9 protein-coding genes are annotated in these 12,256 nt (G+C 33.5%); 4 read left to right on the forward strand and 5 right to left on the reverse strand.

Features of this window, described 5'->3' with window-relative positions:
• Positions 1-7 precede the first annotated feature (7 nt).
• Together QZ659_RS09775 and QZ659_RS09780 are read right to left on the reverse strand one after the other, a co-directional pair.
• Positions 8-907 (reverse strand): ABC transporter ATP-binding protein, encoded by a 900-nt coding sequence (locus tag QZ659_RS09775; RefSeq protein WP_291725499.1) that lies wholly within the window; start codon positions 905-907, stop codon positions 8-10.
• A gap of 199 nt (positions 908-1,106) precedes the next feature.
• Positions 1,107-1,655 (reverse strand): RNA 2'-phosphotransferase, encoded by a 549-nt coding sequence (locus QZ659_RS09780; protein ID WP_291725501.1) that lies wholly within the window; start codon positions 1,653-1,655, stop codon positions 1,107-1,109.
• 167 nt (positions 1,656-1,822) lie between these two features.
• Here QZ659_RS09780 and QZ659_RS09785 point away from each other — a divergent pair, with 167 nt between their 5' ends.
• A complete protein-coding gene (locus QZ659_RS09785; protein WP_291725503.1) occupies positions 1,823-3,475 on the forward strand; it encodes a serine hydrolase domain-containing protein in 1,653 nt (550 codons plus the stop codon).
• A 72-nt stretch (positions 3,476-3,547) separates the two neighbouring features.
• Here the strand turns inward: QZ659_RS09785 and murA are convergent, their stop codons facing one another.
• Positions 3,548-4,876, reverse strand: coding sequence for a UDP-N-acetylglucosamine 1-carboxyvinyltransferase (murA, locus tag QZ659_RS09790; RefSeq protein ID WP_291725506.1), 1,329 nt, complete (start codon positions 4,874-4,876; stop codon positions 3,548-3,550).
• A gap of 337 nt (positions 4,877-5,213) precedes the next feature.
• Between murA and QZ659_RS09795 the strand changes: the two genes are divergently transcribed.
• The 3 genes from QZ659_RS09795 (at position 5,214) to QZ659_RS09805 (ending at position 7,307) form a co-directional block, all read left to right on the forward strand.
• Complete coding sequence (locus QZ659_RS09795; protein ID WP_291725507.1) at positions 5,214-5,594, forward strand: hypothetical protein; 381 nt, start codon at positions 5,214-5,216, stop codon at positions 5,592-5,594.
• 62 nt (positions 5,595-5,656) lie between these two features.
• Positions 5,657-6,952, forward strand: a complete 1,296-nt coding sequence (locus tag QZ659_RS09800) for a hypothetical protein (RefSeq protein WP_291725509.1) — start codon at positions 5,657-5,659, stop codon at positions 6,950-6,952.
• A 37-nt stretch (positions 6,953-6,989) separates the two neighbouring features.
• Entirely contained in the window at positions 6,990-7,307 is a 318-nt protein-coding gene (locus tag QZ659_RS09805) for a hypothetical protein (RefSeq protein WP_291725511.1), read from the forward strand.
• 258 nt (positions 7,308-7,565) lie between these two features.
• On the opposite strand, the gene QZ659_RS09810 is transcribed toward QZ659_RS09805, so the two are convergent.
• A complete protein-coding gene (locus QZ659_RS09810; protein WP_291725513.1) occupies positions 7,566-10,952 on the reverse strand; it encodes a two-component regulator propeller domain-containing protein in 3,387 nt (1,128 codons plus the stop codon).
• Positions 10,953-11,060: 108 nt separating this feature from the next.
• Positions 11,061-12,256: PP2C family protein-serine/threonine phosphatase (locus QZ659_RS09815; protein ID WP_291725515.1), on the reverse strand; the 1,196-nt coding region annotated here is incomplete at its 5' end.

The raw sequence follows: 12,256 nt of genomic DNA on the forward strand, positions 1-12,256 counted from the left end.
TAACTCGTTACTGACTTACTGATAACTGATGACTGCTAACTGATTTAAAATATACATCTTCCAAATCTGCCTCTACGGTTTCGAAGCCTTCTTCTGGTTGTGATTCTGAAAAGACGTGGATTACTGGTTTTCCTGCACTCATCCTGTCTGAAATTACATTCATTCGTTTTTTATAGGCTTCCACTTCATTTCTCTCAATTCGCTTTCTCCACACTTTATTTTCTAACTGTTTTATCGCTTCCAATGGATGAATTTGTAGTAATACTTCACCTTTATTGATAATTGCCATATCCGTACAAAGTTCTTTTACATCTTCTACAATGTGTGTAGAGAGAATAACAATCGTATTTTCTCCCAATTCGCTCAAAAGATTATGAAAACGATTGCGTTCGGCTGGGTCTAGTCCTGCTGTGGGTTCATCTACTATGATAAGCTCTGGGTTGGCAAGAAGTGCTTGTGCGATTCCGAAACGTTGTTTCATTCCTCCACTGTATCCTCCCAAATTTTTCTTGCGCTTGTCGTAAAGGTTGGTTTTGTGAAGCAGGGCATGTACAACCTCCTTTCTTTCTGTTCTATTGGTGATTCCCTTCAAAACTGCCAAGTGGTCTAACAAAACCTCTGCACTTACTTTCGGATAAACACCAAATTCTTGTGGTAAATATCCCACTATGGAGCGAACTTTATCTTTTTCTTCTAAAACATTGATAGTGTTTTTTCCATTTTGGAAAGTAATTGTTCCTGTATCAGCTTCTTGAAGTGTGGCGATAGTTCGCATAAGAGAAGATTTTCCTGCTCCATTTGGTCCAAGAAGTCCAAACATTCCTTTGTTTATAGTAAGTGATACATTTGTGAGAGCCTGTACGCCATTAGCATACGTTTTATTAAGATTTTCAATGACAAGTTGCATAGCTTGTAGTTAAGTGAGTGAAAATAAATTCTTGATTAATTTGGTCTGATAGATTCTATTTTGTGCTAGTATGTTGCACACCTACTCTAAGAATTACAGTTTTTAAGAAAATTTTAATTATCAAAACCTACAAAAACATTGATTTTAGACTTTCAATTCAAAAAAAATTACTTCACTTTTTTTACTATGCTATATTGGATTATTTTTTTAAAAATTCGCTGGAAACATAGTCTGTAAGCCAAACACCATTTTCAGCTTGATAAAACTTTACTCCTGCTTGTTGCATTTTAAATGTTTCAATTTTGAAAATAAACGGTTTTCCATGTCTTGCACCCACTTTTTCGGCTGTTTCTGTATCGGCTGAAAGATGAACATATTGCCTATTGCCTTTCAAAATTCCATTTTTCAAGATAGAATCTATATTTTTTGTGGCTGTTCCATGGTATAATACTGGGGGAGGAGTTGTGGATATGTAGTTCATTTCTACATTTGTAGAGTGTCCTTGGTTGGCTCGTATTTTTGTTTTGTCTGTGTTGAAGGCAAACCTTTGTTTGTCGTTGGTTGATACTATATATTCTAATTCTTGAAAAGTAAGAATATCTCCTTTTTTATAATTATTGATTTTTTCTATAAGAGCTTGTGTATCTGTCCAACCTCCATCTTCTAACTTCAAATCTAATAGCTCTGGACGATGTCGGAGAAGAAGCGACAAGAATTTACTTCGTTTTTTGGCTTTAGCTGCATTCATAATTTTATTTTTTTAGTTGAATATGTTTTTTAACTTCTATATTCAAACTAACCAATACAAGCAACTAAAAAGTTCTTTGACGTGTATATTCGTATGTAGAATTATATTTTTATGTATTTTAGAAGCTCTATTTACTCAACTAAAATCTAACTTACCTTCATCATTTTATGGACAACATCAAATTCATATTTTTTATTCTCATTTATCTATTCCCTAATCTTATAGCAGCCCAAAACAAAAAAAATATAAAAGCTGAAATAAATAAATTATATGAAGTAAATGAAAATGAAGCTGGTTTTTCGATAGCTGTTTTTAAAGGAGATAGCATTATTTTAGAAAGGCAGTATGGAAATGCAAACCTTGATTATGATATTCCCATTACGGAAAAAACTGTTTTTGATATTGGTTCTATTGCCAAACAGTTTACGGCAGCAGCTATTTTGCTTTTAGAAGAAGAAAAAAAGCTATCCATCAAAGACCCAGTTTACAAACACATAGATAACTTTCCTAGATACAAAAAAGGAGACCCTACTATCGAACATTTGCTGAATCAGACGAGTGGAATCAAAGAAATTGACCCTTATTTGGGAGTAATTGATATTACTTTTAGAGATTTGATAACACAATCTCAACTTCTAAATATTGCTACGAAAATTGATGAGCTTTATTTTACTCCTGGAGAATATTTTTACTACTCTAATATCAACTACATTTTACTTGCTTCTATCATAGAGAAAATATCTGGAAAATCATATAGTGAATATTTGCAAGAAGCTATTTTTAACCCTCTTGAAATGAAAAATACGGTTGTGAATACTTCAACATACAATACGATAAAAAACAGAGCCATCGGATATACAGAAGATGAAGGAGAATTTTACAAAACACATCAGTACTCTTTGTTTTATGTAGGTGATGGGCAAATACTTACTACACCGAGAGATATATTTAAATGGCATCAAAATCTAAGAAAATCAATTATCGGTACGCCTTCATTATGGAAAAAAATGCATACTAAAGCAAAGCTCAACGATGGGACAGCCATTAATTACGGATTAGGGGTTGAATTTGAAACGCATAACAGTTGGGAAGCTAATGGCTTCGATGGAATGATTACGAGTGGCTTTGTTTCTAAGTACCTTTATTTTCCAGCACTAGATATTGCCTTTTTTACTACCCAAAATACATTTGATTGGGACTTTAGAGAGCGTTTTTTTCAGTTTGTAGATTTATATGTTCCTAGTAAAAAAACTGAAATTCAACTATCAAAATATTATAAGAAGATAAAACTTAGCAAAGACGAACTAAAGAAGTATGAAGGAAACTACTTGTTTTACTACAACGACGAAGACAGAAAAGCAAATGCTGTAAAGTTGATGGATGATAAGTTGAAAGTTTTGACACTAGATGGAGATGAAATTGCACCACTCATTCCTGTAGGAAATCATAAATTTTTATTTGGAGAAGATGGAGATGCTATCCTTGAATTTGACTTAGATAATAATCTATATACGTATGATGATTTTGAAAATGAAAAGCCTTGGGTGTTTAATAAATTTCAACCTTATGAGCATTCATCAGAAGAACTAAAAGAATTTGAAGGAGAGTATTTTAGTAGTAAATTTCAAATCAGTAAAAAAATAGTATTTGAAGATAAAAAACTACTGTTTTACTACAGAAATGGAGCTTGGAAAGAAGAACTAGGTTCACTCACAAAAGATGTATTAGAAATCTCTATTAGTCCGATTGAGTTTGTTAGAAATAGTGAAAGTGAAATTATTGGTTTCACTCTTATGGATATTTTCTTCAAAAAAATATAGAAATTGACAACTAAAAAAACAGTTTGACCTTGCAGTAAACTGTTTTTTTATATTTTTTCAAGTCTTATCTATTCATTCCTCAATACGCTTAATTTTTGCACCCAGAGCATTCAGACGTTTATCAATAAACTGATAGCCTCTATCAATTTGTTCTGCGCTGTGGATAACACTTTTTCCTTGTGCCGAAAGTGCTGCTAATAAAAGCGAAACACCTGCACGAATATCTGGAGAAGTCATCGGAATTCCCCTCAAATCTTGCTGCCTTCCCAATCCTAAAACAGTAGCACGATGTGGGTCGCACAAAATAATTTTTGCGCCCATATCAATTAGTTTATCTACAAAAAACAAACGACTTTCAAACATTTTTTGGTGAATCATGAGTGTTCCGTGTGCTTGCGTTGCTACTACTAATACAATCGAAATCAAATCTGGTGTAAAGCCTGGCCAAGGTGCATCAGCTATTGTCAAGATAGAACCATCGATGAAAGAATCTACATGATAATGCTCTTGTGCAGGAATAATAATATCATCGTCTTCGAAGACCATCTGAATACCTAATTTTTTAAAGGTATTTGGAATACATCCTAGCTTATCTATACGAGCATTTTTAATACGAATTTCAGAAGCTGTCATCGCTGCCAAACCGATAAAACTTCCAATCTCTATCATATCTGGAAGCATTGTGTGTTCTGTCCCTCCTAGTTTTTCTACTCCCTCAATGGTCAGTAGGTTTGAACCTATTCCTTCTATTTTTGCTCCCATTCGGCAAAGCATCTCACACAGCTGCTGAATATAAGGTTCACAAGCTGCATTGTAAAGCGTTGTTGTTCCTTGAGCAAGCACGGCTGCCATCACAATATTGGCTGTTCCTGTTACAGAGGCTTCCTCTAATAAGATATACTTTCCTTTTAGATTTGTTGCATCAACGTTGTAATATTTATTATCAGAGTCATAATTAAAACGTGCGCCAAGTTCTTCAAATCCTCTAAAATGTGTGTCTAATCTTCTTCTACCAATTTTGTCTCCTCCTGGTTGTCCTAAGCGACACTTTCCAAAACGAGCCAGCAAAGGTCCCATAATCATAACCGAACCACGCAATGCACCACCTTGCTTGATAAAATCTGGACTATACAAAAAATCTAAATCTACATCTTTAGCCTCAAATTTATAAGAGTGGTCGCTTAGTTTTTCTGTTTTCACTCCCAAATGTCCTAAAAGGTCAATCAGTTTGAGGACATCACGAATAAGAGGAATATTGTTTACTATAACAGGTTCTGCTGTCAGCAAAACAGCACAAAGAATTTGTAGTGCTTCGTTTTTTGCTCCTTGTGGCGTAATTTCACCTCTCAATTTTGCTCCACCTTCTACTTCAAAGGTTACTGATTCTTTCAATTTTGACATCGTTTTCTTCTTGGGTTATGTTTTTTGTCTTAGTGTTTGTGTCAGAAATTTAAGTCTTTTGTTTAGCAATTACAAAGAAATTAATTGTTAAAGTTCAAATTCATCTTACAAAAAGGAATCAGCTAGTAAAAACATATCACAACAGAAAGATAGTATTGTTTTTAATCAAGATTGAACGAATAAAAACCCTTTTTCATAGAACAATATTTGGTTTTTAGAACAAAAATCATTTATTTATGTTGGAAAACTCAGACACCTACACTTATTTCTTACCCCTTTATTGAGATTTGTGAAGTATAATCCTTAGTATTCAAAATCATTTTAACTAGACTAATTTATGCAAGAAGTAGCAGTCATAAAATCTTGGATAAATAACAATGCGAGTCCCTTTGCTTGGCAACGTATTTTATTCAAACTACTACCAGAATTTAAAAAAGAAGGTTTCTTTTTTCATACCATAAAGGATGATAGCGAACTTTCTCCCAATTTGTTAGAAAAAATATCGGAAGCTCTTTTTGATGCGTATAAAATAAAGCTATCAAGTGATTTTTTTCCTCTCGCTGATAAAAACAAAGACCTAAAAATATCCGAAACGAATGAAGAGACCTTGATAACAACAAACCCATCAGTAGATACTAACTATGTTATTGAGGAAGAAAAAAACAATTTAGATAACGATACTGATACATCAAATGATATAGATAATCCTCTGAAATAGTATTCTGTGATTTTCTAGCCTAAAATTATTCCCTCTTTTCCCTTTTCCTAATCGTATTACTTATGCAACAGACTTCTCAACTTTTGCGAGGAAACTATCACTATAATAGAAATGCTTATATCGCTGCTGGCGAACCTATGATTTTTCATTGTCATCATTATAATGTTTATCTACAAGCTGTCATTGAGGATACTAACTCATATCTCAATATTTATCCAGTTCTTTTAGAGAGCGCACAGGAAATCGTACATACACAGTTTTCTGATTTTTTTGCTCAAGAAGAAAACCAAAACCTATCTATAGAAGATAAAAAATATATTTGTCAAGACTATTTTCGTTTTTGTGGCTTTGGAATTATTGACCTAAAATTTCTCACTAAAGACGGAGGAAAAGTAGAATCTCCTTCTGAACACTACGGCATCGGCTGGAAATCTAAATTTGGTCTTCGTGAAAAAAATAAAAAAGGTGTGGCTTTTTTTGCTGCTGGTTACATAGCAGGCGCAACAGAAGCTATTTTTGGATTAGATTTAGGAACACTAACAGCAAACCAAAAAGACTGTATCTCACAAGGTGCTACAACAAGTACTTTCGATGTTTTTAAAAGAAAAGACGACAACAATAACTCTAGTAGTTTGACTCCTTCACCACAAGAAGGAAAATATCAAACCTACCAACTTCAACAACCTGCTGATACAACTGTTGATTATGATGCCATACGCCAAGCCCTAACCAATATGGATTTACAAGGTGATTCTCAAACGGGTTTGATAGATGCTTTTGGTGTATTACTGACACGTATGTATGCTAATTATTATTGTCTTATATCATATAAATTGTTGCATCTTTTTGAAGAAAAAATGGGTAGTGATGGTCTTCCATTAGCAGCCGAATTGCTCACAGAGGCAGGACATGTGTGTGCTTACAACACTTTTGGAGGCATTATGCAATCCACCGAATGGAATGCGATGATAAAGCCAATGATTCAGAGCAAAGAAGATTGGGTACATGGAATTACGGCAGTAGTGAATGCATTTGGATGGGGTTTTTGGGAGATTGAGGCATTAGAAAGCAAGCAAAAATTAGAAGTAAAAGTGGTTAGTGGTTATGAATCGAATAGTTATTTGGCATATTATAGCAATTCGGCAATACCTATTTCCTTTTTAGCCTCTGGTGGAGTTGCAGGAATGATGAACTTAGTTTATAATACTGCAATTACAGAAAAATTTATAACTTTAGATGAAGAGGCTTATAAAAAACTATCTCTACATCCTTCGGTCTTCAGAACACAAAATCATATTTGTAGAGCTAAAGATAATAGTGAGTTTGATAAAATTGTAGTCTCTTCTATTTCACATTAATAATTATTTTGTCAAAAAAATTAGCTGTGTTATTTCAATGAATAATTATTTTGAAATCAGACAAATCAAAAATTGTAGAAGGTTTGTAAGAAATTGTTATACCTTACCAAAAAAAATAAATAGCAAATTATTACATCAATTAGAAAACTATGGCTATTTAGAAATTCAAAATTTCTCTTCGTTTTCTCCTCTTGCAAAAGATGCTTTCAAACTAAAATTGGAAAATATTTTAGAAATCACAGGCGTGATAGAAGGAAAAGAGTTTTTTATTACTATTGCTAAAACAGACCTAGAACTAGTAAAAAAAATAGAAGAAGAGCTAACCAATTGGATAACATCTTCGCCAAATTATTAGCTCTAAGTATTGATAAGTACTCGGACATATTTAGTTTGTACTGTTCTTTATTGTAAAAATACTGCTCTGTGTGTCACAGAGCAGGGGTAAAGTTGTCTTACATTAAATGTAAATTATTTGTGTCCGACTACTTAAATAAGAGTTATGATTTTTTAGAGTACTGGACAGGAGATAAAAAGTTGTTTGAACAGTACTTTTCCCTGTTCTGTGGCTCACAGAAGAGCAAATATCTATTGATGTTCAGTACTCTAATGATTTTTATACTCTTACTCCCATGATGGCAATATCATCACGCTGTTTCATACTGCCTTGATGGACGTGAAGCAAATCGGTAAGTTCTTGTTTTTGCTTTTGGGCAGGCAAAGAGGCAATATTTTTCAATAGTTCTTGTAACTTCAAACTTCCTATTTTTTTACCTTCTACATTGGGTTGGTCTGCATAACCATCAGAAGTAAGATAAATCATATCACCACTTTCAAGCTGAATTTCGGTAGTGGTAAACTCTTTTTCTTTCTCTCTTTTTCTACCTCCTATTGATTTTCTATCGCCTTTTATCTCTTTAAATAGTCCATCCTTTTTAGTAATGTATAACGGACGTTTTGCACCAGAAAACCAAACTTTATGTGTATTAAGATTTATCTTACAAAAACAAACATCCATTCCATCACTATTGCGATTGTCTTGTTGGGAAAGTGAGGTTCTGATTTTTTCATTTAAAAGTTCTAAGGTTTCACAAGGTTTCAAACTTCTGTTTTGCTGCACCATATCACTCAAAAGGGAGCTGCCTATCATAGACATAAATGCCCCTGGAACGCCATGTCCTGTACAATCTGCCACAGCCACATACACAATATCGCCCAAATGTTTGAACCAATAAAAATCTCCAGAAACAATGTCTAAAGGTTTATACACTGTAAAAACTTCTGGCAAATGCTCTTTTAATTCGGCTTCTGTTGGTAAGATAGCTTTTTGTATGGTTTCTGCATAGCGCAAACTATCTGTCATTTTTTCATTTTTCTCTTGAAGCTCTTTTGTGCGTTCTTTTACTTGAAGTTCTAGCAAAGCCTGCTGATTTTTACTTCTTCTTATTCTAGCAATAAATAAAGTAGAAACAATGCCCACAATCATAAAAACACCCAAAACTCTAAACCACAAACGTTCCCAAACAGGTGTAGAAACATTGATATAAAGAGCAATTCCTTCCTCATTCCAAACTTCATCGGCATTAGCAGCCTTTACACGAAAGACATAATTTCCATACGGCAAAGTAGGATAGTTTACAAACCTACGCCCCGAGTTTACATACGTCCATTCATCGTCTAAGCCTTCCATTTTATAGGCATACGTATTTTTTTTAGGGTCTGAAAAATGAAGCGCAGCAAACTCAAGAGAAAAACCTGTTTTCTCATAATCTAAGATAAGAGTATCAGCTGTCAGAATATGGCTATCTAAAGGATTTTCTACTTTTGTGATAAAATCTACGAAAGGAAGCGACTTAGAAAATATTTCTATTTCTGTAAAGACAAGCTGAGGCGCAACAGGGTCTTCTTTTATCTCTGACGGAAAAAAAGCATTGTACCCATCTTTTCCCCCAAAAAATATCTCTCCTTTTTCACTTTCATAATATGAACCAGCCAAAAAATCTTGCCCTTGTAACCCATTGCTTTCATCATACGATTTAGCTCTTTCTGTCTTCAAATCGAAACGAGAAATTCCTTTATTAGTAGAAAGCCAAAGATTATCATCTTCTCCTAAAATGACAGAATAAATCATATCCGTAGGTAAACCATCTTTTCTTGAAAAATAAGACAAGGAATCATTTTTAGGAAAAAACTGAATCAGTCCTTTGCTAGAACTAAACCAAACACTAGAATCTCCGACTTCTTCGATAGAACTTACCCAAACTTTTAAATCTTGACGTTTATCTAAAACAATTTTTTCAGTAGCTACATCATAAAGATATGCACCAGTAGGTGTTCCTACCCAAATTGTATTTTTATTTGTAGATTTTGCAGAGAGCATAATTTCATTATCAGATAGATTTGGCTCTCCTTCTACTTTCACTTCAAAGTCATTTAAAGCACGGTTGTATTTACATAAGTCGCCTTCAAAAGTCAGTACCCAAATCTCGCCCTTTTTATCTGTAAAAATTCTTGATATTCTGCTAGAAGGTAATCCTTCCCAATGTTTTTTGTACTTAACTATTGTCAGATTTCCATTTTTATAAGAAAAACGCCCTACCCCTCTGTCTCTAGTGCTACACCACATTGTTCCATACAAGTCTTTTACAATGCCTGTAATGTCGTCGCTTGGCATTCCGTGGGAGTAATTAGAATATTGTGTAAACCAACCATTTGCAATACTTGGATTGTACCTAAAAACACCTGCTTTTTTTGTACCTACCCATGTTCTTCCTTCCTCATCTTTATAAAAACAAGTAATATTACTGTCTTGAATACCATTTTTACGAATATCATTTACAGAGCGATACAACCTAAATTTTACTTTCTTTGGGTCGTATTTATTTAATCCTCCTTGTGCTGTTCCAAACCAAAAAATACCCGTTTTATCTTGAAAAAGAACTTTTATTCCAGCATTATCGCTCAAACTAAATGGATTATAAACATCTTTTTGATAACGAATAAAACCAGCTTTCGAACTAAGGTGTTTGTTGAGTCCTTGTAAAGCTGTTCCAACCCATAAATCACCACTATCATCTACCAAAAGCCCAGTAATATGATTTCCACTCAAAGAATTTTCACTGTCTGCTTTGTGTTTGAAAGAGGTAAAGAGCTTATCACTTTTTTCTTCAGCTTGGTTACTCAGTTGGTCTAAATGAAGAGCTTGCAAACCTTCCTTTGTTCCAACCCAAAGTACATTAGATGTTGCATCAGGCGCAAGAGCAGTAATATGTGTGTCTAACAATCCACTTTGCAAATCAAAATACTTTACTTGCTCATTAGTTTGAGCTAAAGTGATTTTGTATAACCCTAGAGAATCTGAGCCTACCCAAATATTTCCTTTTTCATCTTGTGTGATGGTAGAAACTGCCAAATCTTTAAGCATAGACAGTTTTTGATTGTTGGCAGCAAAGTGTATCCACTCTGCTTTATTTTCTGTGTAAAAACTTATTCCTTGCTGGCTTCCCACCCAAACATTATCTTTTTTATCTTTAAATATGCTTGTTATGTTTTTGTGTGGAATAGCACCAGTCTCTTGAAATGAAATTTGTTCGAAGATATTTTCGTCTCTTATCCATTTACTAATTCCCTTTTCTGTTCCTATCCAAATATTACCTTGTTTGTCTTCGCAGAGAGCTGTAATAAAGTTATCAACAAGCGAAGTAGAATCATTAGGAAGGTGTTTGTAATCTACAAAAGAATAGCCATCGTAACGGTTTAGTCCATCTTGCGTTCCAATCCAAAGAAAACCTTGTCTGTCTTGAATAAGTGCTGTAATAGTATTTTGAGAGAGTCCTTCTGCTGTTGTAATAGGTGTAAAACGAACACTTTGAGCATAGGTAGCAGACGCTGAAAAACAGGTTAAAATTGTAAGTTGAACTATAAAAAAAAGTAATGCTAAAGTAGTATGAGTAGCAGAAAAAAACAATCTACTATCCTTTTTTTGAAGGGAGGAAAAGTGCATAAACTTGCAAGAAAATTAATACGTTTTTAGTATAGGATTATTGTAAGCTAAATTTACGTAATTTCCTTTAGCTATAAAAATATTTATCTTCAAAAAATTTTATATGCATTACTTCCTTTCCTTTTCTATGAGGTTTTGTTTATCAATTTCTAGTTGTTTTTGGAAAATTTCTTCATCTATTTTTTCATCTTTAAAATATTCATTTTCCATCACTTGCTCTTCTAATGTTTTTTTATTTTTTATCAGTTTGTTAGGGTCTGTTCTAAAACCAAATACTGTAACATCGTCAGTTTGTTTATTTAACCCTCTCCATCTGAACAAGGTTCTTTTTAGCTGCAAGCGTTGTTTTTTCATTGGTTCTTGGTGTAGTTCCAATAGTAACTTTCTTAGGTTTTTACTATAAAATTTTCTTTTGTCTTTGCCTCCAAACTGGTCTTGATAACCATCAGAATACATATAAAATGTTGTTGGAATTGAAATGTCTATCTTGTGATGAGTAAAGTCTCTAGCTCTAAACTTGCGAGTAAAGGTCTGTCCGATACTCATTCTGTCTCCTTTTATCATCTTCATTTCATCCTCTTGAATATAAACTAATGGATTTCTAGCTCCTGCAAAAAAGAGTTGATTACTTTCTGTGTCAATCGTACAAATAGAAATATCCATTCCATCTCTTACATCATTTCTACTGATAAACAAATTTGAAAAATAATCTTGTAAGGCATCTAACATAAGCGAAGGTTGCGTAATTCCTTTTTCTACAATATTATTTAAAAGACTTTCGCCTATCATAGTAAGCATTGCCCCTGGAACTCCGTGTCCTGTGCAGTCTCCCACAACTATTATTTTTTCGCCTTTTACTTCTTTACACCAAAAAAAATCACCAGAAATAATATCCTTAGGGCTATAATAAACCATATAATCATCTGCTCCCAAAATCTTAGAAAGCTCTTTGGAAGAAGGCAGCATAGCTTCTTGAATACGTAGTGCATACTTCAAACTATCATTAGTATGTGTGTTAGCTTTTTTAAGTTTTTCAGATTGTGTCTTTAATTCTTCTGTTTGTTGAGAAAGTTCTGTGTTTACAGCTATATATTTCTTAGCTGATTCTTTTGCCGTATAATTGAAATAACCTGTAATAACCAATACCATCAAGCCAATACTAACTAAATTCATTACTCCAAAAATAAACATTCCAGTTTCTGATATACTCTGAAGTGGAGGTGCATTATCTGTATAGATAAACAAGATAATGTAGGAAAAAAAAGCAACAATATTTGAAATATATGACTTTTTACTCACATCAT

This window comes from Bernardetia sp. (genome assembly GCF_020630935.1).
In the GTDB taxonomy this organism is placed as follows: Bacteria; Bacteroidota; Bacteroidia; order Cytophagales; family Bernardetiaceae; genus Bernardetia.